Origin of the sequence: Sulfitobacter dubius (assembly GCF_027214245.1) — a bacterium.
Lineage (GTDB): Bacteria > Pseudomonadota > Alphaproteobacteria > Rhodobacterales > Rhodobacteraceae > Sulfitobacter > Sulfitobacter dubius_A.
Genome location: NZ_JAPWHM010000003.1, coordinates 521,050 through 544,957, shown reverse-complemented (window position 1 = coordinate 544,957; position 23,908 = coordinate 521,050). Strand labels below are relative to the sequence as shown.

The window sequence follows — 23,908 nt, the reverse complement described above, 5'->3', positions numbered from 1 at the left end:
CACCCCACATGATGAGTTAGGACGCGATATATGCTCTATTGGTTGACGCTGCTGTCGGATGGCGGCGATTTTTTTAACCTGTTTCGCTATATCACTTTCCGCGCGGGCGGGGCGTTTCTGACGGCATTGGTATTTGGTTTCCTCTTCGGCAAACCGCTGATCGAAGTGCTGCGCAAACGGCAGGGCAAAGGCCAGCCGATCCGCAATGACGGCCCCGAGGGGCATTTTGCCAAGGCGGGTACACCCACCATGGGCGGGCTGCTGATCGTGGGGGCTTTGTTGACCTCGACCCTGCTTTGGGCGCGGCTCGACAATCCTTTCGTCTGGCTCGTACTGTTCGTCACGATGAGCTTTGCCGCCATCGGCTATGCCGACGACCACGCCAAGGTCAGCAAGCAAAACACCGATGGCGTACCGGGTAAGGTGAGGCTTTTGCTGGGCTTTCTTATCGCGGGCATCGCCGGCTACTGGGCCGCGCAATACCATCCGGCAGAGTTGCAATACCAACTTGCCCTGCCGGTCTTCAAAGACACGCTCATCAACCTCGGCGTGCTGTTTGTGCCCTTCGCGATTATCGTCATCGTCGGCTCGGCCAATGCGGTGAACCTTACCGACGGTTTGGATGGTCTGGCCATTATGCCGGTGATGATCGCCGCCGGTGCGCTTGGCGTCATCGCCTATGCCGTGGGCCGGGTCGACTTTACCGATTACCTTGATGTGCATTACGTGCCGGGCACCGGGGAAATCCTGATCTTCACCGCCGGTCTCTTTGGCGGTGGCCTTGGCTTCCTGTGGTACAACGCCCCGCCCGCCGCCGTCTTCATGGGCGACACCGGCTCCTTGGCACTCGGCGGCGCTTTGGGTGCGATTGCCGTGGCGACGAAACACGAGCTGGTGTTGGCGGTTGTCGGCGGGCTTTTCGTGGTCGAGGCGCTGTCGGTCATCGTGCAGGTGCTTTACTTCAAACGCACCGGCAAACGGGTCTTCCTGATGGCGCCGATCCACCACCACTATGAGAAAAAGGGCTGGGCCGAGCCTCAGATTGTGATCCGCTTCTGGATCATCTCGCTGATCCTCGCGCTTTTGGGTCTTGCGACGCTGAAGGTGCGCTAAACTAGAAGATCGACCAATCCATGTGACGTGCCAAAAGGGCCAATGCTTCGGTGCCCTTTTGGCTGTTGCCATAACGGTTCAACCCCGGTGACCAGACCGCGATGCTGGCCCGCCCCGGGACGATGGCGAGGATGCCGCCGCCCACGCCGGATTTGCCCGGCAGACCCACGCGGTAGGCGAAATCGCCCGACCCATCGTAATGCCCACAGGTCAGCATCAGCGCGTTCAAGCGTCGGATACGGCTCGGGGCCACGAGGCGCGGCACGTCAGGCGCTTCGATCAGGAAGCGGCCCGCCATGGCAAGTTGCTCCACCGTCATCTCCATCGCGCAGTGGTGGAAATAGGTGCCGAGCGTCCGCTCCGGCGCGTTGATGAGGTTGCCATAGGATTTTAGAAAATGCGCCAGCGCGAAATTGCGGTGGCCGAAGTCGGTCTCTGACGCCGCGACAGTGTCGTTGATGTGGATGTCGTCCGTGCCCGCAGCCTCGCGCACGAAGCGCATGATCTCGGCCAGTGCTTCGCGCGGCTCGCGGTTGCCCAAGACTTCATCCGTGGTGACGATCGCGCCTGCGTTGATGAAGGGATTGCGCGGGCGGCCCTGTTCCTGCTCAAGCTGGACGATGGAATTGAACGCCCGCCCCGAAGGCTCGCGCCCCACGCGGTGCCAAAGTTGATCGCCCGACCGGCCAAGGGCGATGGCAAGTGTGAAGACCTTGGTGATCGACTGCACCGAGAACGGCACCTGCGTATCGCCCGCCACATGGCATTGGCCATCCGCCGTCACCACCGCGATGCCGAACTGTGCCGGGTCCACCTTCGCCAGTTGTGGAATATAAGCCGCCACATCCCCCCAATGGTCGTCTTCGCGCATCATGTCATTGAGGCGCGGCAACACATCGGCAAGGTCGGGTTTCGCGGGGCTGGACATCTTTGGCGGCCTCTGGCTTGTGATAGGCGCATCATGCCCCCATTCTGGGGTCAACGGGTATCAGGGGATTGCAGATGATTCCAGTACAGGGCTTGGAAGGCGCGCGCGTGGCGGTGCTGGGATTGGGCCGCTCTGGCCTGAGCGCGGCACGCGCATTGCAGGCGGGCGGGGCGAAGGTCAGTTGCTGGGACGATGACCCCGCAGCACGCGCACGGGCCGAGCGGGAGGGGTTTGCCTGTGTTGACCTCAACAGCCCCGGCGCGCTCGACAAGATCACCCGGCTGATCGTCAGCCCCGGCATTCCGCATCTCTACCCCGCGCCGAACCCGGTGGTTGCCGCTGCCCTCGACGCAGGCGTGCCGGTGGACAATGACATCGGCCTGTTTTTCCAAAGCTTCGCCACGCTGGCATGGGATCACTACGATGTCGCGCCGCGCGTCGTGGCGGTGACCGGCTCGAACGGCAAATCCACCACCTCGGCGCTGATCCACCATATTCTGGAGCATGTCGGGCGGCCCTGCCAACTGGCGGGCAATATCGGGCGCGGGGTCTTGGACCTCGACCCTGCCGTGGATGGCGAGGTCGTGGTGCTGGAACTCAGCAGCTATCAGACCGAACTGGCCCGCGCGCTAACGCCGGATGTGGCGGTCTTTACCAATCTCAGCCCCGATCATCTGGACCGGCACGCGGGCATGGGCGGCTACTACGCGGCGAAACGTCGGCTGTTCTCAGAAGGCGGGCCAGACCGCGCGGTGATCGGAGTGGACGAGGCCGAGGGCCGTTTCCTCGCCGGGCAGATGAGCGAGGGACCAAGCGATGACCGGGTGATCCGCATCAGTGCGGAGACCAAACTCTCTGGCCCCGGCTGGCAGGTCTTTGCCAAAAAAGGGTTTTTGAGTGAATACCGCCGCGGCAAACAGGTGGGCTCGATTGATCTGCGCAGCATTCAGGGGCTGCCGGGCGCGCATAACCATCAGAACGCCTGTGCGGCCTATGCCGCCTGCCGTGCGCTTGGCCTTGCCCCGCGGGTGATTGAGGCGGCGTTTCACAGTTTCGGCGGCTTGCCGCACCGCAGCCAGACCGTGGCCGAAGCGAATGGCGTGCGCTATGTCAACGACAGCAAAGCCACCAACGTCGACAGCGCAGCCAAAGCGCTGGCCGCTTTCCGCAACATCCGCTGGATCTGCGGCGGGTTGGAGAAGGAAGGCGGGCTGAAAGGCCTGGCGGAGGCCCAAGGGTCAGTACGCAAGGCCTATGTTATTGGCCGCGAGGCCGCGCATTTCGCCATGCAGTTGACGACCGAAGCCGAAGTCTGCGGCACGATGGAGAAAGCCGTGGCGCGGGCGGCGGCGGAGGCGGAAGAGGGCGATGTCGTCCTGCTTGCTCCGGCAGCGGCGAGTTTCGATCAATATGACAATTTCGAACGGCGTGGTGAGGATTTCGTGGCGCAGGTGCAGAAGGTTTTGGCGGAGTAGGGCGGGGCCTAGCTGCCAATCGCCCGCGCCGCCGCCATGCCCGACGACCACGCCCACTGGAAGTTATACCCGCCGAGCCAGCCGGTCACGTCCACAGCTTCACCGATGAAATAAAGCCCGGGCACCTCTTTCGCCGCCATGGTCTTGGATGAGAGCGCGTCGGTGTCCACACCGCCAAGGGTCACCTCCGCCGTGCGGTAGCCTTCGGTCCCGGAGGGGTGCAATTGCCAGTTCTGTAGCGCTTCGACGAAGGTGGTCAGCCGAGCGTCCGACCAATCAGCGAGGTTGCCCGAGAGATCGAACTCTTGCCCCAAATACTCCACCAGCCGCGCGGGCAGGTGCTGCGCGAGGATGGTGGTAAAGTTACGCCGCCCGGACTGCTGCCGCTGGTCGCGCAATGCGCTTAGAAGGGTGCCCTCAGGCGCGAGGTTCACGGTGATCGCTTCGCCCGCCTGCCAGTAGGATGATGCTTGCAAAACCGCGGGGCCAGAGAGGCCACGGTGAGTGAACAGCAGCGCCTCGTCAAAGCCGGTGGTCCCAGCGGTGATACGGGCAGGGGTGGCCACACCGGCCAGCGGTGCAAAGCGGCCTTCGGCAAAGGTGAAAGGCACCAGACCGGCGCGTGTATCGGTCACCTTCAGGCCGAACTGACGCGCGATGTCATAGGCGATGCCGGTCGCGCCCATCTTGGGGATCGACTTGCCGCCGGTGGCGTTTACTAGGTTACGTGCGGTGACTTTTACAGTCCGATCAGGCGTTTGCAGGTCGAAGGTGAAGTGGCCATCGGCCTTTGCAAGATTGCTGGCGCTGCTCTGCAATTGCAGATCGACTCCGGCCTTTTGCATTAGCCCGCGCAGCATGGCGATGATCTCTTTCGCGCTGGTATCGCAGAAGAGTTGGCCCAGCGTTTTCTCATGCCACGCGATGCCGTGGCGATCGACCAGTTCGATGAAATCCCATTGCGTGTAGCGTGCCAGCGCGGATTTGGCGAAATGCGGGTTCCGGCTGAGAAATGCCTGCGGCTCGCAATACATATTGGTGAAATTGCACCGCCCACCGCCCGAGATGCGAATTTTCTCGCCCGGCGCTTTGGCATGGTCCACCACCAACACGCGCCCGCCCGCGTGGGCCGCGCACATCATGCCTGCGGCTCCGGCTCCGATGATGGCTGTATCAACTTGCATGGGCGCGCTCTGCCCGAATGCGCAGGCCCGGTCAAGAAGACGTGACAGCGGTTGCCCGATCACTGATGCGTCATAGTTGGGGAGCAGACGCAAATGTAACAGGAGCAGAGAATGACCAAATTGACCGCAGAACAAGATTTCCCGAAGATGGATGTGGCCAAACTCGGCGGCGGCACGCTGACCTTGGGCCAACCGCAAGAGGGGCGCGATTGGCAATTGGTGGTGGTCTATCGTGGCCTGCACTGCCCGATCTGCAAAAAGTACCTCGCCCAGTTGGAAAAGCTGCAAAGCCAGTTCCATGAGATCGGTGTGGACGTGATCGCCGTTTCGGGTGACCCCGAGGAAAAGGCAAAATCCATGGCCGAGGAAGACAGCCTGACCCTACCCATCGGCTATGATCTGAGCCTCGAACAGATGGCCGATCTTGGCCTCTACATCTCCGATCCGCGCAGCCCGCAGGAGACCGACCGGCCCTTCGCCGAACCGGCCACCTTTGTCATCAATGGTGAAGGCAAGCTGCAGATCGTCGACATCTCCAATGCGCCCTTCGCGCGGCCCGAGTTGGAGGGGCTGTTGAATGGTCTCAAGTTCGTTCGCGACAAAGGCTACCCGGTGCGTGGCACCCACAAGGCCGCCTGATAGGGCGCCCACAGGCGACGACCTCATAGGGCGACCAGACCGCCCGGCGGCGGGGCCTTGCACGGCCCCGCTTGCCCCGCCGGCCTTTGCGGGGTGAAATGCACTAGCTTCATGTCGAAATTCGGGCTATTCTGCCCGAATGAGACCCCGCAAAGGGGCCGTTGAGGCAGTTAAGGCAGATACCCATGACAGAGATGGTCTATGGCGCGGTCCCGGTACGGGATGGTGAACCGATCCTTCCAAAATGGTGGCGTACGGTCGACCGCTGGGCTTTGTCCTGCGTGTTGATCCTGTTTGCTGTCGGCATGCTTTTGGGGCTCGCCGCCTCACCGCCCTTGGCGGCGAAAAACGGCTTTGATGCCTTTCACTATGTGCAGCGGCAGGCGTTCTTTGGCGGATTGGCGCTGGTGGCGATGCTGCTGACCTCGATGATGTCGCCGACGCTGGTGCGGCGTTTGGCGGTGCTGGGGTTTGTTCTTTCATTCGTGGCGCTGGCGCTGCTGCCCTTTTTCGGCACCGACTTTGGCAAGGGGGCGACACGCTGGTATTCGCTGGGGTTCGCCTCGTTCCAGCCGTCTGAATTTCTGAAACCCGGTTTTATGGTGGCCGCCGCATGGATGATGGCCGCCGCAACCGAGATCAACGGCCCTCCGGGTAAATCTTGGTCTTTTGCGCTGTGTATCTCCATTGTGCTCATGCTGGCGATGCAGCCTGACTTTGGGCAGGCCTGTCTTGTGCTCTTTGGCTGGGGCGTGATGTATTTCGTGGCCGGCGCGCCTATGGTGCTGCTGGTCGGCATGGCGGGGCTGGTGGTTCTGGCGGGCACCTTCGCCTACTCCAACTCCGAACACTTCGCGCGGCGTATCGACGGCTTTCTCAGCGTTGATGTCGATCCGACAACCCAGCTTGGCTATGCCACCAATGCCATCCGCGAAGGCGGGCTGTTTGGTGTGGGCGTGGGCGAGGGCGAGGTGAAATGGTCGCTGCCCGACGCGCATACCGATTTTATCATCGCCGTCGCTGCCGAGGAATACGGCCTTATCATGGTCGTCTGCATCATCGCCCTATATACTGTTGTGGTCGTCCGTTCGCTGCTGCGGTTGGTGCGCGAGCGTGACCCCTTCATCCGGCTGGCCGGAACCGGGCTGGCCTGCACATTCGGAGTACAGGCGATGATTAACATGGGTGTGGCAGTGCGGCTTTTGCCCGCCAAGGGCATGACCCTGCCCTTCGTGAGCTATGGTGGCTCTTCGGTGATCGCCAGCGGCATTGCCGTGGGCATGCTCCTTGCCTTTACCCGCTCGCGCCCGCAGGGTGAGATCAGCGACATTCTGGGCCGGGGCCGCCGCTGATGGCCGCCCCACTGCTGATCATCGCCGCCGGGGGGACCGGTGGGCATATGTTTCCGGCGCAGGCCTTGGCCGAGGTAATGCTGAAACGCGGCTGGCGGGTGAAGCTCAGCACCGATGCCCGCGGCGCGCGCTATACCAGTGGCTTTCCCGAAGCAGTTGAGATCAGCCAGATCAGCAGCGCCACTTTCGCCCGGGGCGGCGTGGTGGCCAAGGCGCTGGTGCCGTTCCGCATTGCGGCCGGTGTGGTCCGCTCGGGGCTGAATATGCTGCGCGACCGGCCTTCGGTCGTGGTGGGCTTTGGTGGCTACCCGTCGATCCCCGCGCTTGGCGCTGCATGGGCGCTGCGGATGCCGCGCATGATCCACGAGCAGAACGGTGTTCTGGGCCGGGTGAACGAAATCTTTGCCAAGCGGGTGCACGCCGTGGCCTGCGGCATCTGGCCCACGAAGCTGCCCGAGGGCGTGCAGGGCTGGCATGTGGGCAACCCTGTGCGCGCCGCCGTGCTGGACCGTGCCGGGGCCGCCTATATCCCGCCGGGGGATTATCCAATGGAAGTTTTGGTGATGGGCGGCAGTCAAGGCGCGCGCATCCTGTCGGACGTGGTGCCGCCCGCGCTGGCCGCTTTGCCGATGAACATGATCCGCAACATCCGCGTCAGCCATCAGGCCCGCGACGAGGACGGCCAGCGGGTGGCGGATTACTATGCCGAGTCTGGCATCAGCGCCGATGTGCGCCCCTTCTTTGACGATGTGCCCCGCCGCATGTCCGAAGCGCAACTGGTGATCAGCCGCTCGGGTGCCTCCAGCGTGGCGGACCTGTCGGTGATCGGGCGTCCGTCGATCCTGATCCCCTTTGCCGCTGCGGCAGGTGACCACCAAAGCGCCAATGCCCGCGGTCTGGTCGATGCCGGGGCCGCGATCATGGTGCCCGAACGCAAGGCAAACCCCGAAATCATGACCGACCAAATCCTCGCGGTGCTTGAGATGCCCGATGGGGCGTTGCAGATGGCGCGAGCCGCGCTGTCGGTCGGCAAACCCGACGCGGCCGAGACATTGGCAGATATGGTCGAACAGCTTGCCGCCCAAGGCTCGCTGGCCCCCGCAGAAGAGGAAACCCCCCAATGAACGCCGCCGCCACCAAACTGCCGACCGATGTCGGCCCGATCCATTTCGTCGGCATCGGCGGCATCGGCATGTCCGGCATCGCCGAAGTTCTGCTGAACCACGGCTACAGGGTGCAGGGGTCGGACTTGAAAACCACTAAGATCACCGTGCGGCTGGCTGAGTTGGGCGGGCGCATCTTCGAAGGCCAAGCGGCTGAAAATGTCGAAGGGGCGGCCGTGGTCGTGATCTCTTCGGCGATCAAACCGGGCAATGCAGAATTGGACGAGGCCCGCCGCCGGGGTCTGCCCGTCGTGCGCCGGGCCGAGATGCTGGCCGAGCTTATGCGGCTCAAGTCCAACATCGCCGTGGCGGGAACGCATGGCAAAACCACCACCACCACCTTGGTGGCCGAACTGCTGGTCGCGGGCGGCATCGACCCGACCGTCGTGAACGGCGGGATCATCCACGCCTATGGCTCCAACGCGCGGATGGGACAGGGCGAATGGATGGTGGTCGAAGCCGATGAGAGCGATGGCACCTTCAACCGGCTGCCCGCAACCATTGCCATCGTCACCAATATCGACCCAGAGCATATGGAGCATTGGGGCGACTTCGACACGCTGCGGCAGGGGTTTTTGAACTTCGTTTCCAACATCCCCTTCTACGGGCTCGCGGTCTGTTGCACCGATCACCCTGAAGTGCAGTCGCTGGTGGGCAAGCTGACCGACCGCCGCGTCATGACCTATGGGTTCAACGCGCAGGCCGATGTGCGCGCGGTGGGACTGCATTACAAAGACGGCGTGGCGCATTTCGACGTGCATCTACAATCCGAAGGCATGGTCATCGAAGACTGCGCCCTGCCAATGCCGGGCGATCACAATGTCTCGAACGCGCTGGCGGCGGTGACCGTGGCGCGGCACCTTGGGATGAAGCTGGAAGAGATCCGCGCGGCCTTGGGCAGCTTTGGCGGGGTGAACCGCCGCTTTACCCGCGTGGGCGAAGTGGATGGGGTCACCATCATCGACGACTATGGCCACCACCCGGTTGAGATCACCGCCGTCCTTAAAGCCGCGCGGCAGGCCAGCAAGGGGCGGGTGATCGCCGTGCACCAGCCGCACCGCTACTCGCGCCTGAGCCATCACTTCGACGAATTCTGCGCCTGTTTCAACGATGCTGATGTAGTGGGCATCGCCGATGTCTATGCCGCGGGCGAGGAGCCGATTCCCGGTGCCGACCGCGACGGGCTGGTCGCCGGGCTGATCCAGCACGGGCATCGCCACGCCTATGCGGTCGAGGATGCCGAGGCGCTGACGCGATTGGTTCTGCGCGAGGCGCGACCGGGCGATATGGTGGTCTGCCTTGGGGCAGGTACGATCAGCGGCTGGGCCAATGACCTGCCAGAGGCGCTGCGCGCGGCCAAGGAGGCCGCTGCGTGACCCTCGTGTGGCTGTCGATCCTTTGGGTCTTCGCCGCCGTGACCGTGGCCATGCTGCCGCTGCGCTCTCAATACCTGCCGGGGGTGGTTTTGCTGATCGCCGCACCGGTGCTGATCATCGCCATCGGTGTGACGCATTCATGGGCCTTTGCGCTCTTGGCCCTGCTGGCTTTCCTTTCGATGTTCCGCAATCCTCTGCGTTATCTCTGGGCGCGGCTGCGGGGTAAAAAACCGGAGCTGCCGAAATGAGCTTGTCTCTCGTTCTCGCCTGTTTTTGGTTTGTGATCGCCAATATTCTGGCCATGACCCCAAGCAAGGATTTCCACTGGCGCAGCGCCTATCTGCTGATCGCCGTGGGCATCCCCATCGTCGGATTCGTCACCGCGCAGCACGGCCCATGGCTGGGCATGCTGGTGCTGGCGGGGGGCTGTTCGGTGCTGCGCTGGCCAGTGGTCTATTTCATTCGCTGGCTGCGCCGAGGGGCAGGGCGGATCAAAGGCCCGGCGGAATGACCCTGACGCCGACCCTTGCCGCGCTGCTGACCGTCTTTGCAATCTGGATGATCGCCTGTCTCTGGACCGGTTATCGCGGCCGTGTGTTGTGGTTCTTTATCGTGCTGGCGGTCGGCCTTGGGCTTAACGCATCGTGGATGGTCTTCGGGCTGGATGCGCGGGTGTTTGAGCCTCATGCGCTATTGGCGCAGCTTTCGGTGCTGTTCTATGCGGTGGGCGGTTTCGGTCTGGGCTGGCTCGCCGGGCGGGTGGCGAAACGCTGGCGTGAGAGCCGCGTCGATCCGCCGTCTTCTTGATGGTTTGCCCCGCCTGTTAAATGCGCTAAGTCCGGCGCCATGATGACGCTGAATATCCCCGACCTGCGCGGCAGGCTGACCCCAAATCGCGCCCTGAGCGACCTGACATGGCTCCGCGTTGGCGGCCCTGCGGATTATCTGTTCCAACCCGCGGATGTGGAGGACCTGTGTCTTTTCATGCGCCGCTTGCCGCAGGGCATCACGGTTTTCCCCATGGGGGTGGGCAGCAACCTGATCGTGCGCGACGGAGGCTTGCGGGCCGTGGTGATCCGGCTGGGTCGCGGCTTTAACGGGATTGAGATCGACGGGGATCAGGTGATTGCGGGGGCGGCGGCGCTGGATGCCCATGTGGCGCGCAAGGCGGCGGATGCGGGGCTTGATCTGACCTTTCTGCGCACCATTCCCGGCAGCATCGGCGGGGCTTTGCGCATGAACGCGGGCTGTTATGGCAGCTACACGGCGGATCATTTCGTCTCGGCCAAGGCCGTGACCCGCGCGGGCGAGGTGGTGACCCTTACGGCGGATGACCTCAATTTCCGTTACCGACAAAGCGATCTGTCGCCCGGTGCGGTGTTGATCGGGGCAACCTTTGCGCCGCCCAAAGGGGAGCCTGAGGAGTTGCACGCCCGGATGGAACAGCAGCTTGCCAAACGCGACGAAAGCCAGCCGACCAAGGACCGCAGCGCCGGGTCGACCTTTCGCAATCCGGCGGGGTTCTCTTCGACCGGGAAGGCGGATGATGTACACGACCTGAAGGCGTGGAAGGTGATCGACGACGCTGGGATGCGCGGGGCCACTGTGGGGGGCGCACAGATGAGCCCGAAACATTCCAATTTCCTCATCAACACCGGCAGTGCCACGGCCCATGATCTAGAGACATTGGGTGAAGAGGTGCGAAAAAAGGTTTACGCTTCAAGCGGTATAAGGCTAGAATGGGAAATTAAGCGCGTCGGTGAAAAATTGGGTGATCCGGTGTCGCAAAGCTAAGCCGTCGGGCATCAGCTAAGTCACGGCAAAGCAAAGAAAACAATGATAGGGGCCGCAAACGGTCCGAGGCGAAGAGGCACTTTGGTGGGTAAGTCGAGCGGACAAACCCCGACAGTGGCGGTATTGATGGGTGGCCCCTCGGCCGAGCGTGAGGTGTCCCTGTCCAGTGGGCGTGCATGCGCCGCTGCCTTGCGGGAACATGGCGGATATAACGTGATCGAGGTCGAAGCTGACCGCGATCTTCCAGCCGTTCTGGCCGATCTCAGCCCCTATGCCGTATTGAATTGCCTGCATGGCCGTTGGGGCGAAGATGGCTGTGTGCAGGGTCTGCTTGAGTGGCTCAAACTGCCTTACACGCATTCCGGCGTGCTCGCCTCGGCGCTGGCGATGGACAAGCAGCGCTCCAAAGATGTGTTCCGCCATGCGGGGCTGCCGGTCGTCGAAAGCGTGATCGCCCCCAAGGCCGATGTGATGGCCTCTCATGTCATGGCGCCGCCCTATGTGGTCAAACCCAATAACGAAGGCTCCTCGGTCGGGGTCTACCTCGTGGCCGAGGAAAACAACGGCCCCCCGCAACTGTCCGAAGACATGCCCGCCGAAGTGATGGTTGAGACCTTTGCCCCGGGGCGTGAGTTGACCACCACCGTGATGGGCGACCGTGCGCTGGCGGTGACGGATATCATCACCACCGGCTGGTATGATTACGACGCGAAATACAAGCCCGGCGGCTCGCGCCATGTGGTGCCCGCCGATCTGCCGCAAGAGATTACCGATCTGTGTTTCGACTATGCCCGCCGCGCCCATGTGGCGCTTGGCTGCAAGGGCATCAGTCGCACCGATTTCCGCTGGGACGAGGCACGCGGAGTTGACGGGTTGATCTTGCTTGAGACGAACACTCAGCCCGGGATGACCGCCACCTCGTTGACGCCCGAACAGGCCGCGGCCTGCGGCATTTCATTCCCTGAGCTCTGCGCTTGGTTGGTGGAGGACGCCTCATGCGATCGCTGATCCGCCGCCGCCCGGAGGCTGGCAAGGCCGATCCCGCCCCCTCGCGGTGGTCGTGGCGCATGCAGCGGCTGATGCTGACACCGGGCTTTCGCTTTGCCCTGCGCGTCGGGCTGCCCTTCACGCTGAGCCTGCTGGCAGGCACGATCTATATGGCCGACGAAGAGCGCCGCGGCACCGTGGTACAGGCCATCGCCGATGTCCGCGCCAGCATCGAAGAGCGGCCCGAGTTCATGGTCAAGCTGATGGCCATCGATGGCGCAGGCGACCTGCTGTCGTCTGAAATTCGCACCGCGCTGCCGCTGGAATTCCCGCTTTCCTCTTTCGACCTCGACCTGCCGCAGATCCGCGAAAAGATCACCGATATCGACGGGGTCAAACAAGCCAATGTGCGCATCCGCCCCGGTGGCGTGCTGCAAATCGACGTGACCCCGCGCGTGCCTGTGGCCGTCTGGCGCAGTGAGACCGGGCTGGCGCTGGTGGACAATACCGGCGCGCATGTGGCACGGATCGAGGCGCGGCGCGACCATGCCGATCTGCCCCTGATCGCCGGGGCAGGGGCCGCCAAGGCGGTGCCAGAAGCGCTCAAACTGATTGGGGCCGCCAATGTTTTGGGTGACCGGCTGCGCGGCTTGGTCCGCGTCGGTGGGCGCCGCTGGGACGTGGTGCTGGACCGCGATCAGACGATCATGTTGCCCGAGGAAAACGCGCTGCAAGCGCTGGAACGGGTGATCGCGCTGGAAGGCGCACAAGAGGTTCTCACGCGGGATGTGGCGCGTGTGGATATGCGGTTGGCGGCAAGACCAACCCTAAGAATGAACGAAGATGCCACCCGCGAATGGTGGCACATCAGGCAGCTTTCCGGCCAGTAAGATGGCCATTGGAATCGGGACAGTAACGAAATGATGGACCTATACGACAGTCAACGTTCGATGCGGCACATGCGCAAATTGGCGATCCAACGCGGGGTGGTGGCCATTTTGGATGTGGGCAGTTCCAAGATCGCCTGTCTGGTGCTGCGTTTTGACGGCATTACCCATGACGGAGAGAATGGCGACATCGGCTCGCTGGCCGGGCAGTCGGGGTTCCGGGTCATCGGGGCGGCGACCACCCGCTCGCGCGGTGTGCGCTTTGGTGAGATTTGCGCCATGGGCGAGACCGAGCGCGCGATCCGCACCGCACTTCAGGCCGCGCAGAAAATGGCTGGCATTCGGGTGGATCACGTTATCGCCTGTTTCTCGGGCGGGGAACCGCGCAGCTATGGTTTGGACGCTTCCGTCGAGTTGGAGGGGCAGTCGGTCTCGGAGCAAGACGTGGCGCGCGTGCTGGCGGGCTGTGACGTGCCGGAATACGGCGAGGGCCGCGAAGTGCTGCACGCCCAGCCGGTGAACTTTGCGCTGGATCACCGCAGCGGTCTGGCCGATCCGCGTGGGCAGTTGGGCAATAGCCTGTCGGTGGATATGCATATGCTGACAGTCGATGCCGACACGGTTCAGCATCTCGCGCATTGCATCAAACGCTGTGATCTGGAACTGGCGGGCATCGCGTCGTCCTCCTATGCCTCGGGCATCTCGGCGCTGGTTGAGGATGAGCAGGAACTCGGCGCGGCCTGTATCGACTTTGGCGGCGGCACCACCGGCGTGTCGATCTTTATCAAGAAACACATGATCTATGCCGATACCGTGCGTATGGGCGGGGATCACGTCACCTCTGACATCTCCATGGGCCTGCAGGTGCCCATGGCCAATGCCGAGCGGATCAAGACCTTCTACGGCGGGGTACATGCGACCGGCATGGACGACCGTGACATGATCGAGATCGGCGGCGAAACGGGCGATTATGAACACGACCGCCGCACCGCCAGCCGGGCCGAATTGATCGGCATCATGCGCCCGCGCGTTGAAGAGATCCTCGAAGAGGTTCGCGTTCGGCTGGATGCTGCCGGTTTCGACCATCTGCCAAGCCAACAGATTGTACTTACCGGGGCGGGCAGTCAGATACCGGGGCTTGATGGGCTGGCCAGCAAGATACTCGGCCAGCAGGTCCGTCTGGGCCGCCCGCTGCGCGTGCACGGCCTGCCACAGGCCGCAACAGGGCCGGGCTTTGCCAGCTCGGTGGGCCTTGCGCTCTTTGCGGCGCATCCGCAGGACGAATGGTGGGATTTCGACATCCCCGCCGACCGCTATCCGTCCCGGTCGCTCAAACGCGCCGTCAAATGGTTTAGAGACAACTGGTGACCGCAATATCGGGTGAGACACCCGAGATAAGGCGGAAACTGGCAAGTTTCTGCCCATATTTAGCGTCAAAACGATGTTTTTTAGGTGACGATCCGGCCCTAGCCCGGTAGGGTCGGGTAAATTTGGTCGAAAAAACCCCCGCGGGACGCGGGCAACTGGACAGGCGGACAGCACATGACACTCAACCTTTCAATGCCAGGACAAGATGATCTGAAACCCCGTATCACCGTCTTTGGTGTTGGTGGGGCAGGCGGCAACGCGGTCAACAACATGATCGAGAAGCAGCTTGATGGTGTTGATTTCGTCGTGGCGAACACCGACGCTCAGGCGCTGCAGCAGGCGCAGGCCGAAAACCGCGTCCAGCTGGGCATCAAGGTTACCGAAGGTTTGGGTGCGGGCGCCCGTGCCAGCGTTGGCGCCGCTGCTGCCGAAGAGAGCATCGAACAGATCGTCGACCACCTTGCCGGTGCGCATATGTGCTTTATCACCGCAGGTATGGGCGGCGGCACCGGTACAGGTGCGGCTCCGATCATCGCGCAGGCCGCGCGTGAGCTGGGCGTGCTGACTGTTGGCGTGGTGACCAAGCCCTTCCAGTTTGAGGGTGCCAAGCGGATGCGTCAGGCCGAAGACGGCGTTGAGACGCTGCAAAAGGTCGTCGACACGCTGATCATCATTCCCAACCAGAACCTCTTCCGTCTGGCCAACGAAAAGACCACCTTCACCGAAGCCTTCTCGCTTGCCGATGACGTGCTGTACCAAGGTGTGAAGGGCGTGACCGACCTGATGGTTCGTCCGGGCCTGATCAACCTCGACTTTGCCGACGTGCGCGCCGTAATGGACGAGATGGGCAAAGCGATGATGGGCACAGGCGAGGCCGAGGGCGAAGATCGCGCCATCCAAGCCGCCGAGAAAGCCATCGCCAACCCGCTGCTGGACGAAATCAGCCTGCGCGGTGCCAAGGGCGTTCTCATCAACATCACCGGTGGCCACGACCTTACCCTCTTCGAACTCGACGAAGCGGCGAACCGCATTCGCGAAGAAGTCGATCCCGAAGCGAACATCATCGTCGGCTCCACATTGGACGAGAGCCTTGGTGGCCTGATGCGCGTCAGCGTTGTTGCCACCGGTATCGACGCCACCGATGTGAACACCGAAATGCCGGTCCCGCGCCGCTCCATGAGCCAGCCGCTGCGTCAGAACGTATCGGTTGACGATGTCGCGCCGGTCTCTGCCGCGCAGGCGCCTGCCGCCGCGCCGGTTGCTGCCGAAATGAAGCAGGAAGTTGAGCAGGCCGCCCTGTTCCAAGACCTTCAGCCGGTCCAAGACCAGTATGAAGAAGAGAACGTTGTCGAAGATGACGACGGTCTGCCCGCTCCGGCCTATCAGCCCGAGGTAGCCGCATTCGAGCCGCGTCAGGAAGAAGCCATCGAGGCCGAGCCCGAAGCCTTCGTTGCACCGCGCGCCCCGACACCCGGCACGCCGTCCCCCGAAGCACTGGCCCGCCTGCGCGCCGCCGCCCAAAAAGCAGCGCCCGAACAGCACCGTCAGGCCCAGCAGCAGGGTGAGCAGGGCGATAAAGGTCGCTTTGGCATCAACTCTCTGATCAACCGGATGACCGGCCACGCCGAAGGCGAAGCGCAGGCCCGCCCTGCGCGCCAGCAACCGCCGGTTCAGACTCGCGCTTCTGCAGCCGCTCCGCAGCCGCAAGAAAGCAACGATCCCGATCAAGAGCGCATTGAAATCCCCGCGTTCCTGCGCCGTCAGGCCAACTGATCCGATCACGATAGATGACGAAAGGGTCGCCATGGGGCGGCCCTTTTTCGTTTTATAACAGGGTTTTGCAATAAGGTCGGCACGCTAGCGCCCAAATGTTACGGGCATGTTTCAGACCGTTGCAAAGATTGAGTTGAGCAAAACGAACCAGCGCCTTAATCCAGAGTTCAACACACAAGAAGATGTTCGAAGCTTGAGGATGACCCGGTGCAGACAACGATCAAATCAGCAGTAAGTTTTTCTGGCACAGGCCTGCACTCCGGTCAGCCTGCGACGGTGACTCTGCGCCCGGCCTCCGCCCACCATGGCATCTGGTTCTCGCGCAGCGATGTGGCCGTGGGCGACCGACTGGTACCCGCCCGCTGGGACGCGGTGAACCGCTCGCCGCTCTGCACCAAGCTGGAAAACCCCACTGGCCTGTCGATCTCTACCGTTGAGCATCTGATGGCGGCCATTGCTGGCTGTGGCATACATAACCTTTTGATTGAGATCGACGGCCCCGAAGTGCCGATCCTTGATGGCTCCTCCCTGCCTTTCGTGCGCGGCATCATGCAGCGCGGCTTGCGTCAGCTTGCGGCCCCGGTGATGGCGTTTGAAGTGCTCAAAACCGTGAGCGTGCAAGACGGTGATGCAACGGCCACGATCTCTCCGGCGGACACGCTGCAGATCGACTTTGAGATTGATTTCGCCGATGCGGCCATCGGTCAACAGCACAAGTCGCTGATCATGAACAACGGCTCTTTTGCACGCGAACTTTGCGACAGCCGCACCTTCTGCCGTCAGGCCGATGTCGAGGCGATGCAGGCCAATGGTCTGGCGCTCGGCGGTGAAGCAGGCGAGAATGCGGTGGTTTTCGATGGCGATGCGGTCGTCAGCCCCGGTGGTCTGCGCCATGCGGATGAACCTGTGCGTCACAAAATGCTCGACGCGCTTGGCGATCTGGCGCTGGCAGGCGCGCCGCTTTTGGGCCATTACGAAGGCAAACGTGCGGGCCATTCGCTGACCAACACGCTGCTGCGCGCGCTCTTTGCCACACCGGACGCCGTGCGTCTGGTGGCCTGTGACGCGGCGCAAACGGCACGGTTGCCGGGCTCCGGGCTGATCTGGGGCGAAATCCCGCAGGTTGCTTGATCTGGCAGCAGGTTGACAACACCGCAAACCGCTGGGCGCTTAGGCGGCGAAGTGCCATTGAACGCCCTGCCAATGCCTTGTATTCACTAAGCCGAAGTGACAAGTCTGACCCAGCGATGCGCCACCGCGTACCCGGCTGCGGGCGGGGGTGGAATGGGCGTTTTGCAACGCAGATTATTGTGCTAGTCACATGCGCAAGAGGGTCAAAGACCATGGGTTGGACGATGCAAGGGGTGCGGGCATGACGGTAGCAGGATCGCGCAAGCGGACGATCAGTGCGGTGCTTCTGGTCGCAACACTGGCGGCCTGCGGCGGTGGTGACGGACGATCGGACGGCAGCTTTTTCAACCCGCAGGAAATCCCGCTTGAGACCTATTCAGCCGAGCAGATCTTTGAGCGCGGCGAATATGAGCTGACCAACAACAACCCCGGAGAGGCCGCCTTCTATTTCGCTGAGATTGAGCGCCTCTATCCCTATTCCGAATGGGCCAAACGCGCGCTGATCATGCAGGCTTTTGCCTATCACAAGGATCAGGACTACCCCAACAGCCGGTCCGCCGCGCAGCGATTCATTGATTTCTATCCCGCAGAAGATGATGCCGCCTATGCGCAGTATCTCTTGGCGCTGAGCTATTATGACCAGATCGACGAAGTGGGCCGCGATCAGGGGCTGACCTTCCAAGCACTGCAATCCCTGCGCGCCGTGATCGAAGGCTACCCCGACAGCGAATATGCCCGCTCTGCGATCCTGAAATTCGACCTCGCCTTTGACCATCTGGCGGGCAAGGAAATGGAGATTGGCCGCTACTATCTGCGCCGCGATCACCATACTGCCGCGATCAATCGCTTCCGCGTGGTGGTCGAGGATTTCCAGACCACGACCCATACCGCCGAAGCCCTTCACCGTCTGGTCGAAGCCTACCTGTCGCTGGGCTTGAACCACGAGGCGCAGACGGCGGGGGCCATCCTTGGCCACAACTACCGTGGCTCTGCGTGGTATGAGGACAGCTACAAACTGCTGACTGGGCGCGGCCTTGCGCCGGCCTTCTACAAGGACAACTGGCTGGGTGCAGCCTATCGCCAGACCATCAAGGGCGAGTGGCTTTAAGGGGGGTGGGGTTGCCCATCCGACGGTTCTAGATGCTGCGCGGACTTGATATTTCGGACATGCTGATCATCGACCGGCTGGAGCTTGGATTCCAGCCGGGTCTGAACGTGCTCACCGGTGAGACCGGCGCGGGCAAGTCTATCTTGTTGGATTCACTTGGGTTTGTTCTGGGCTGGCGCGGTCGCGCCGATCTGGTACGCCAGGGGGCAGCACAGGGGGAAGTGACCGCTTGGTTCGACCTGCCGCCCGGCCACCCGGCCCATGCGGTGCTCGAAGACGCAGGTCTGCCTGCCGGGGATGAGTTGATCCTGCGCCGCATAAACACATCCGAAGGGCGCAAGACCGCTTGGGTCAATGACCGCCGCTGCTCGGGCGAGGTGCTGCGGCGCCTGTCTGAAACATTGGTGGAACTGCACGGCCAGCACGACGATCGCGGCTTGCTGAACCCGCGCGGCCACCGCGCCATCCTTGACGATTACGCCGGGAATGACCGCGCGATTGCAGCGGTGCGGGAGGCTTGGACGGCCCTCGGTGCGGCGCGCAAGGCAGCCGCCGCTGCTGCCGCCGAGCGCGAGGCCATCGCCGCCGAAGAAGAGTTCCTGCGCCATGCGGTGGCGGAACTGGACAAGCTCGCCCCCGAAGCGGGCGAGGAAGCCACCCTCGACACCCGCCGCCGCCAGATGCAGGGCGCCGAAAAAATCCGCCGCGATGTGGTCAACGCCTATGAGTTGTTGGGTCAAGGCGGGGCAGAGACGGCCATGGGCGACGCGCTGCGCTGGCTTGATGGCGTCGCCGACAAAGCTGAAGGCGCGCTAGAGGGGCCACTCGCCGCGCTGAACCGCGCCATGGTGGAACTGGACGAAGCAATGTCCGGCGTGGCCGATGCAATCGACGGCATGTCGTTCGACCCCTATGAGTTGGAAGCCTGCGAAGAGCGGCTTTTTGCGATCCGCGGCTTGGCGCGCAAACATGACGTGCAGCCCGATGAATTGGCTGGTTTCGCCGACACGCTGCGCGCCAAACTGGATGCGCTTGATGCGGGTGAGGCCGCACAGGTGGGGTTGGAGAAAGCCGTGCGCGACGCACAGGCGCTTTACGATGAGCGCGCCGAAGCACTGACGATGAAACGCCGCAAGGCCGCAGTTAAACTCGACAAGGCAGTGGCGGCGGAGCTTACCCCGCTCAAGATGGAGCGCGCGGTGTTCCAGACCCAATTGACCGACGAAGCCGCAGGCCCCGAGGGGCGCGATGCAGTGTCCTTCACCGTGGCGACCAACCCCGGGGCGCCTGCCGGGCCTTTGGGCAAGATCGCCTCGGGCGGGGAACTTAGCCGGTTCCTCTTGGCGCTGAAAGTCTGCCTGACACAAAGCCAATCGGGCCTGACCCTGATCTTTGATGAGATCGATCGCGGGGTAGGGGGCGCCACCGCAGACGCCGTAGGCCGCCGTCTGAAGGCGTTGGCGGCTGAGGGGCAGGTGCTGGTCGTCACCCACTCGCCGCAGGTCGCGGCATTGGGCGCGCATCACTGGCGCGTGGCCAAATCGGTTGCCAAGGGCATGACCACCTCAACGGTCACGGCACTCGCCCCCGAAGAACGGGTGGACGAAGTCGCGCGGATGCTCGCTGGCGATACCATCACCGATGCCGCCCGCGCGGCAGCCGAGGCATTGCTTAACGGGCAACAGGGCGCGACGACTTCTTAAATGGCGGTTTTACCCAAGGTCAGCTTGCCCTAGACAGAAAGGGTCCAACTGGTCCAAGTCCCATGCCTCCGCAAGATAACGCATTCTTTTCCCAACAACTGCATCAGGCGCTCGGCGGCTGCAAACAGGGCTGGACGGTGCTGCGCACCCGGGGGCCGGGCAAGATCACCTTTTGGTTCATCGCGTTGTTGGTGGGCATTGCAGCGGGCTTCGCGGCCTTGTTTTTCCGCAAAGGGATCAACTGGTTACAAGCCACGCTTTACGGTACGGACGACGTGCAATTCTTGCACAGCTTTCTCGCTGGGTTGCCGTGGTATTGGGTGGTGCTGATCCCGACGTTGGGCGGGCTGCTTGTTGGGTTGATCCTGCACCGCTTTACCCGCGACGGGCGTGCCCGCAGCGTAGGCGATGTGATCCTCGGCGCTGCCTTGCACGACGGTCGGGTCGAAACGCGCGCCGGGGTGGCCTCGGCACTGGCCTCGCTCATCACCCTCTCGACGGGCGGCTCATCAGGCCGCGAAGGGCCGGTGGTGCATCTGGCCGCTGTGATCTCGACCAAGGTCAGCCGCTTTATCAAGGCCGATGGGATCACCGGGCGTGACCTTCTGGGCTGCGCGGTGGCGGCGGCGGTTTCCGCGAGCTTTAACGCCCCCATCGCCGGCGCGCTTTTCGCACTTGAGGTCGTGCTGCGGCATTTCGCGGTCCATGCTTTCGCCCCCATCGTCATCGCTTCGGCTGCGGGCACGGTGATCAACCGGCTGGAGTTCGGCGGCTTGACCGAGTTCGTCTTGCCTAGCCTTGGAGATGTGCAATTCTACGTCGAACTGCCCGCCTTCCTGCTGCTGGGGCTGACCTGCGGTCTGGTCTCCGTCGTGCTGATGCGGTCAATCTTTTGGGCCGAGGATTTCGGCAACTATCTGCAAGCACGGACTGGCCTGGCGCGTTGGCTGCGCCCGGCGGTGGCGGGGGCGATCCTTGGCATCATCGCGCTCTGGTTTCCGCATATCATCGGTGTCGGCTATGAGACGACCTCCCGCGCGCTGGTGGGCGAGCTGGTGCTGCATGAGGTGATCATCTTCGCGGTTCTCAAAGTTGCCGCCGTGGCGATTACACTGGGGGGGCGAATGGGCGGCGGTGTCTTCTCGCCCTCGTTGATGGTGGGTGCGCTCACAGGGCTGGCCTTTGGCTTGATCGCCACGGGCGTTTTCCCAGAGATCTCCGGCTCTTCCTCGCTCTATGCGCTGGCGGGGATGGGCGCGGTGGCCGCCGCCGTGCTGGGCGCGCCGATCTCCACCACGCTGATCGTTTTCGAGATGACGGGCGACTGGCAAACCGGTCTGGCGGTGATGGTTGCCGTCAGCATGTCGACCGCGCTGGCCTCCCGTTTGGTCGACCGGTCGTTCTTCCTTACCCAGATGGAGCGGCGCGGCATTCATCTGGCCGCAGGCCCGCAGGCCTATCTGCTATCCATGTTCATGGTGGGCCGGATCATGCGCCGCCCTGATGATGAAGACGCGGCCTCGGAAGAGGCCTGTTGGGATTTGATCGACAAGGGCACCTATATCGACGGCAGCGCCACGCTAGAGGCCGCCTTGCCGTTGTTCGACCAGACCCATTCCAACTTCATCCCGGTGGTCACCCTCAGCGCTGATGCGCCGCCCGAACTGCTGGGCGCACTGTTCCACGTCGATGCGCTGAAGGCCTATAATCGCGCCCTCGCCGCCACCGCGGCAGAGGAGCATTCCTGATCAGATACGCTCAATGGCGATTTCATCCATCGGCGTGAAGGCCAGATACCCTTTGATCTCGGCCACATCCGCTTTCGGGTCTTCATAAGACCAGACGGCATCTTGCAAGGTACGGCTCTTGGTCACGACCGAGAAATAGCTGGCGTCGCCCTTGTAGGGGCACTGGCTGGTCTTGTCTGAGCCATCAAGGAAGGCCATCGCGATGTCGCCGCGCGGGAAATAGATGACCGGCGCGTGGTCCCCTTCGCGCAGCTCCAGCGCGCCTGTGGTCTCGCCCAGCACGGCCCCGCCAGCGCGAACAACCCATGTGCCTTGGGCCGGAGTAATCGTAATATGGTCGGACATGCCGTACCCCCCTAGCTTACTGAAATCGGACGCTCATAGGGGCGCCGTTGCCGCATCCAACCACAGTTTTGTAACAGGTGATACCCGCGGCCCGATCTTTTCCGCAACGTCGCGGTGATAAACGTTGAGCCAATCGCGCGCCTCGGGGCTAAGCGCCTCCACATCAATCAATCGCCGGTCAATCGGCACGCGCGTCAGGGTGCGCCAATCGAGCATCTTGCGATGCGCGTCACCGCCGGGCAGGGCGGGGGCCTCCTGCACCACCAAAAGGTTCTCAATCCGAATGCCAAACGCCCCTTCGCGGTAATAGCCCGGCTCGTTGCTCAGGATCATACCCGGTTGCAACGGCACATGGCTCATCCGGCTCAGCCGCTGCGGCCCCTCATGCACCGACAGGTAAGCGCCAACGCCATGCCCCAGACCATGATCAAAATCCTGCCCCGCCATCCAAAGCGGCAGACGCCCGAGCATCTCGATATCCCGCCCGGCCAGCCCGCGCGGCCACCGCAGACGGCTCATGGCGATCATGCCCGACAACACCCGCGTAAAGGCGCTGCGCGCATCCTGATCGGGGCTGCCGATGGCAACGGTGCGGGTGATATCCGTGGTCCCGTCAAGGTACTGACCCCCACTGTCGAGCACCAAAAGATGTCCGTCCTGCAGCAGGCTGTCGGTTTCCTCATTCACCCGGTAATGGATGATCGCCCCATGCGGCCCGCTGCCCGAGATCGTCTCAAAGCTGATGTCGCGCAAGGACGGATCCCGGCGCCGCAGATCTTCCAACCGCCGCACCACCTGTATCTCTGTGATCGTGCCGGGAGGCTGCGCATCCAGCCAAGCGAGCAGCTCCGCCATTGCCGCGCCATCGCGTAGGTGCGCCTCCGCCGCGCCGGCAATCTCGGCGTCATTCTTGCAGGCTTTGGGCAGGGCACAGGGGTCATCCCCCGCCTGCGCGCGGTCCCCCAGCAGGTCCGCGAACAACACCGGCGCCGACTGCCGATCAAGCCGCACCGGCCCTTCCAACGCGCGCAGGTAATCAGGCAGGCCCGCGGGGTCATGCTGCACCACCTCCGGCCCAAAATGACCCGCCACATCCGCCAGTTTCTCAGCCGCTATAAACAAATCAACCCGCGCGTCGTCATGCAGCACGGCAAAGCCATGGGCCACGGGATTGCGCGGAATGTCCTGCCCGCGAATGTTCAACAACCAGTTGTGGCTATCGGGAAGGGTGATCACCGCCGCCTTCTGCCCCGCCGCCCGCAGGTCCGCCGCCACACGCTGCCGTTTGGCGGCATGGCTTTCCCCGGCAAAGCGCTCAGGGTGGGCCGCCACTTTGCCCATCGGTGCCGCAGGCTGGTTCTCCCAAACCCGGTCCACCATATTCTCGCTGCGTCGCAGCTCAATGCCAGAGCCCGCCAATGCTTCCACCAAAAGGTCCATCTGCCCCGGCGTATGCAACATTGGATCAAAACCAACCTCGCCGCCTTCAGGCAGTTGGTCCTTCAACCAATCGGCCAAAGACACCTCGGGCCATGCCACGGGCGTAAAGACATCCGCCACCTGCGCCTTGACCTGCGTGCGATAGCGCCCGTCGATAAAGACCCCCGCAACACCCTGCAGTGCTGCGCAAAACCCGGCAGAGCCCGTAAATCCTGTGAGCCACGCCAACCGATCATCGCGCGGGGCGACATATTCCCCTTGATGCGCATCGGCGCGCGGCACAAGAAACCCGTCCAATCCCGCGCGCAGCAATTCTGCACGCAGCGCCGCCAGCCGCGGCGGCCCCTGTTCCGGACGCGCGGTGACCTCGAAACTTTGGAACACACGCCCCTCC

The 23,908-nt window shown here is 63.0% G+C and carries 22 protein-coding genes; 18 read left to right on the top strand and 4 right to left on the bottom strand.

The window, feature by feature from the left end; genetic code table 11:
- Nucleotides 1-30: 30 nt before the first annotated feature.
- Nucleotides 31-1,113, top strand: a complete 1,083-nt coding sequence (gene mraY, locus O4H31_RS09730) for a phospho-N-acetylmuramoyl-pentapeptide-transferase (protein WP_269345224.1) — start codon at nt 31-33, stop codon at nt 1,111-1,113.
- Nucleotide 1,114: 1 nt separating this feature from the next.
- On the opposite strand, the gene O4H31_RS09725 is transcribed toward mraY, so the two are convergent.
- On the bottom strand, nt 1,115-2,041 hold the full coding sequence (locus O4H31_RS09725; protein WP_269345222.1) for a glutaminase: 927 nt from the start codon (nt 2,039-2,041) through the stop codon (nt 1,115-1,117).
- A gap of 74 nt (nt 2,042-2,115) precedes the next feature.
- On the opposite strand from O4H31_RS09725, the gene murD reads away from it, so the two are divergent.
- Complete coding sequence (gene murD / locus O4H31_RS09720) at nt 2,116-3,516, top strand: UDP-N-acetylmuramoyl-L-alanine--D-glutamate ligase (RefSeq protein ID WP_269345220.1); 1,401 nt, start codon at nt 2,116-2,118, stop codon at nt 3,514-3,516.
- Nucleotides 3,517-3,524: 8 nt separating this feature from the next.
- Here the strand turns inward: murD and O4H31_RS09715 are convergent, their stop codons facing one another.
- Nucleotides 3,525-4,700 carry an NAD(P)/FAD-dependent oxidoreductase gene (locus O4H31_RS09715; RefSeq protein ID WP_269345219.1) on the bottom strand — a complete coding sequence of 392 codons (1,176 nt, stop codon included), beginning with the start codon at nt 4,698-4,700 and terminating at the stop codon, nt 3,525-3,527.
- 111 nt (nt 4,701-4,811) lie between these two features.
- On the opposite strand from O4H31_RS09715, the gene O4H31_RS09710 reads away from it, so the two are divergent.
- From O4H31_RS09710 to O4H31_RS09635, 16 genes are all read left to right on the top strand, one after another.
- Nucleotides 4,812-5,339, top strand: a complete 528-nt coding sequence (locus O4H31_RS09710; RefSeq protein ID WP_269345215.1) for a peroxiredoxin-like family protein — start codon at nt 4,812-4,814, stop codon at nt 5,337-5,339.
- Nucleotides 5,340-5,524: 185 nt separating this feature from the next.
- Complete coding sequence (ftsW, locus tag O4H31_RS09705) at nt 5,525-6,691, top strand: putative lipid II flippase FtsW (RefSeq protein ID WP_067626783.1); 1,167 nt, start codon at nt 5,525-5,527, stop codon at nt 6,689-6,691.
- On the top strand, nt 6,691-7,815 hold the full coding sequence (locus O4H31_RS09700; protein ID WP_269345213.1) for a UDP-N-acetylglucosamine--N-acetylmuramyl-(pentapeptide) pyrophosphoryl-undecaprenol N-acetylglucosamine transferase: 1,125 nt from the start codon (nt 6,691-6,693) through the stop codon (nt 7,813-7,815). Before ftsW ends, O4H31_RS09700 begins: the two co-directional genes overlap by 1 nt.
- A complete protein-coding gene (gene murC / locus O4H31_RS09695; RefSeq protein WP_269345211.1) occupies nt 7,812-9,230 on the top strand; it encodes a UDP-N-acetylmuramate--L-alanine ligase in 1,419 nt (472 codons plus the stop codon). The genes O4H31_RS09700 and murC overlap by 4 nt, the downstream gene beginning before the upstream one ends.
- Nucleotides 9,227-9,478 (top strand): DUF2484 family protein, encoded by a 252-nt coding sequence (locus O4H31_RS09690; RefSeq protein WP_269345210.1) that lies wholly within the window; start codon nt 9,227-9,229, stop codon nt 9,476-9,478. Before murC ends, O4H31_RS09690 begins: the two co-directional genes overlap by 4 nt.
- Nucleotides 9,475-9,741, top strand: coding sequence for a DUF2484 family protein (locus O4H31_RS09685; protein WP_067935497.1), 267 nt, complete (start codon nt 9,475-9,477; stop codon nt 9,739-9,741). Before O4H31_RS09690 ends, O4H31_RS09685 begins: the two co-directional genes overlap by 4 nt.
- Nucleotides 9,738-10,037: a hypothetical protein gene (locus O4H31_RS09680; RefSeq protein ID WP_067626773.1), complete on the top strand. Its 300-nt coding sequence runs from the start codon at nt 9,738-9,740 to the stop codon at nt 10,035-10,037. Before O4H31_RS09685 ends, O4H31_RS09680 begins: the two co-directional genes overlap by 4 nt.
- 39 nt (nt 10,038-10,076) lie before the next feature.
- Nucleotides 10,077-11,024, top strand: coding sequence for a UDP-N-acetylmuramate dehydrogenase (gene murB, locus O4H31_RS09675; protein ID WP_419723592.1), 948 nt, complete (start codon nt 10,077-10,079; stop codon nt 11,022-11,024).
- An 84-nt stretch (nt 11,025-11,108) separates the two neighbouring features.
- Nucleotides 11,109-12,032 carry a D-alanine--D-alanine ligase gene (locus tag O4H31_RS09670; RefSeq protein ID WP_269345206.1) on the top strand — a complete coding sequence of 308 codons (924 nt, stop codon included), beginning with the start codon at nt 11,109-11,111 and terminating at the stop codon, nt 12,030-12,032.
- The gene (locus O4H31_RS09665; protein ID WP_269345204.1) at nt 12,020-12,901 is read left to right on the top strand and encodes a cell division protein FtsQ/DivIB; all 882 of its coding nucleotides are present in this window, start codon (nt 12,020-12,022) and stop codon (nt 12,899-12,901) included. The genes O4H31_RS09670 and O4H31_RS09665 overlap by 13 nt, the downstream gene beginning before the upstream one ends.
- Nucleotides 12,902-12,931: 30 nt before the next feature.
- Nucleotides 12,932-14,266, top strand: coding sequence for a cell division protein FtsA (gene ftsA, locus O4H31_RS09660; RefSeq protein WP_067626767.1), 1,335 nt, complete (start codon nt 12,932-12,934; stop codon nt 14,264-14,266).
- Between the two features lie 174 nt (nt 14,267-14,440).
- Nucleotides 14,441-16,039: a cell division protein FtsZ gene (ftsZ, locus tag O4H31_RS09655; RefSeq protein ID WP_269345200.1), complete on the top strand. Its 1,599-nt coding sequence runs from the start codon at nt 14,441-14,443 to the stop codon at nt 16,037-16,039.
- A 207-nt stretch (nt 16,040-16,246) separates the two neighbouring features.
- A complete protein-coding gene (gene lpxC / locus O4H31_RS09650; protein WP_067626763.1) occupies nt 16,247-17,170 on the top strand; it encodes a UDP-3-O-acyl-N-acetylglucosamine deacetylase in 924 nt (307 codons plus the stop codon).
- A gap of 241 nt (nt 17,171-17,411) precedes the next feature.
- Nucleotides 17,412-18,278, top strand: coding sequence for an outer membrane protein assembly factor BamD (locus O4H31_RS09645; RefSeq protein ID WP_269345193.1), 867 nt, complete (start codon nt 17,412-17,414; stop codon nt 18,276-18,278).
- Nucleotides 18,279-18,310: 32 nt separating this feature from the next.
- The gene (gene recN, locus O4H31_RS09640; protein ID WP_269345191.1) at nt 18,311-19,981 is read left to right on the top strand and encodes a DNA repair protein RecN; all 1,671 of its coding nucleotides are present in this window, start codon (nt 18,311-18,313) and stop codon (nt 19,979-19,981) included.
- Nucleotides 19,982-20,043: 62 nt separating this feature from the next.
- Nucleotides 20,044-21,729: a chloride channel protein gene (locus tag O4H31_RS09635; protein WP_269345189.1), complete on the top strand. Its 1,686-nt coding sequence runs from the start codon at nt 20,044-20,046 to the stop codon at nt 21,727-21,729.
- Here O4H31_RS09635 and O4H31_RS09630 read toward each other — a convergent pair whose 3' ends face one another.
- Nucleotides 21,730-22,074 carry a DUF427 domain-containing protein gene (locus tag O4H31_RS09630; protein WP_269345187.1) on the bottom strand — a complete coding sequence of 115 codons (345 nt, stop codon included), beginning with the start codon at nt 22,072-22,074 and terminating at the stop codon, nt 21,730-21,732.
- A gap of 33 nt (nt 22,075-22,107) precedes the next feature.
- Nucleotides 22,108-23,898 (bottom strand): aminopeptidase P family protein, encoded by a 1,791-nt coding sequence (locus O4H31_RS09625; protein ID WP_269345185.1) that lies wholly within the window; start codon nt 23,896-23,898, stop codon nt 22,108-22,110.
- Nucleotides 23,899-23,908 lie beyond the last annotated feature (10 nt).

Excerpts from the sequence above, each read along its gene's own strand:
- mraY (WP_269345224.1), top strand. The coding sequence starts at position 31 with ATGCTCTATTGGTTGACGCTGCTGTCGGATGGCGGCGATTTTTTTAAC.
- O4H31_RS09725 (WP_269345222.1), bottom strand. The coding sequence starts at position 2,041 with ATGTCCAGCCCCGCGAAACCCGACCTTGCCGATGTGTTGCCGCGCCTC.
- murD (WP_269345220.1), top strand. The coding sequence starts at position 2,116 with ATGATTCCAGTACAGGGCTTGGAAGGCGCGCGCGTGGCGGTGCTGGGA.
- O4H31_RS09715 (WP_269345219.1), bottom strand. The coding sequence starts at position 4,700 with ATGCAAGTTGATACAGCCATCATCGGAGCCGGAGCCGCAGGCATGATG.
- O4H31_RS09710 (WP_269345215.1), top strand. The coding sequence starts at position 4,812 with ATGACCAAATTGACCGCAGAACAAGATTTCCCGAAGATGGATGTGGCC.
- ftsW (WP_067626783.1), top strand. The coding sequence starts at position 5,525 with ATGACAGAGATGGTCTATGGCGCGGTCCCGGTACGGGATGGTGAACCG.
- O4H31_RS09700 (WP_269345213.1), top strand. The coding sequence starts at position 6,691 with ATGGCCGCCCCACTGCTGATCATCGCCGCCGGGGGGACCGGTGGGCAT.
- murC (WP_269345211.1), top strand. The coding sequence starts at position 7,812 with ATGAACGCCGCCGCCACCAAACTGCCGACCGATGTCGGCCCGATCCAT.
- O4H31_RS09685 (WP_067935497.1), top strand. The coding sequence starts at position 9,475 with ATGAGCTTGTCTCTCGTTCTCGCCTGTTTTTGGTTTGTGATCGCCAAT.
- O4H31_RS09680 (WP_067626773.1), top strand. The coding sequence starts at position 9,738 with ATGACCCTGACGCCGACCCTTGCCGCGCTGCTGACCGTCTTTGCAATC.
- murB (WP_419723592.1), top strand. The coding sequence starts at position 10,077 with ATGATGACGCTGAATATCCCCGACCTGCGCGGCAGGCTGACCCCAAAT.
- O4H31_RS09665 (WP_269345204.1), top strand. The coding sequence starts at position 12,020 with ATGCGATCGCTGATCCGCCGCCGCCCGGAGGCTGGCAAGGCCGATCCC.
- ftsA (WP_067626767.1), top strand. The coding sequence starts at position 12,932 with ATGATGGACCTATACGACAGTCAACGTTCGATGCGGCACATGCGCAAA.
- ftsZ (WP_269345200.1), top strand. The coding sequence starts at position 14,441 with ATGACACTCAACCTTTCAATGCCAGGACAAGATGATCTGAAACCCCGT.
- O4H31_RS09645 (WP_269345193.1), top strand. The coding sequence starts at position 17,412 with ATGACGGTAGCAGGATCGCGCAAGCGGACGATCAGTGCGGTGCTTCTG.
- recN (WP_269345191.1), top strand. The coding sequence starts at position 18,311 with ATGCTGCGCGGACTTGATATTTCGGACATGCTGATCATCGACCGGCTG.
- O4H31_RS09635 (WP_269345189.1), top strand. The coding sequence starts at position 20,044 with ATGCCTCCGCAAGATAACGCATTCTTTTCCCAACAACTGCATCAGGCG.
- O4H31_RS09630 (WP_269345187.1), bottom strand. The coding sequence starts at position 22,074 with ATGTCCGACCATATTACGATTACTCCGGCCCAAGGCACATGGGTTGTT.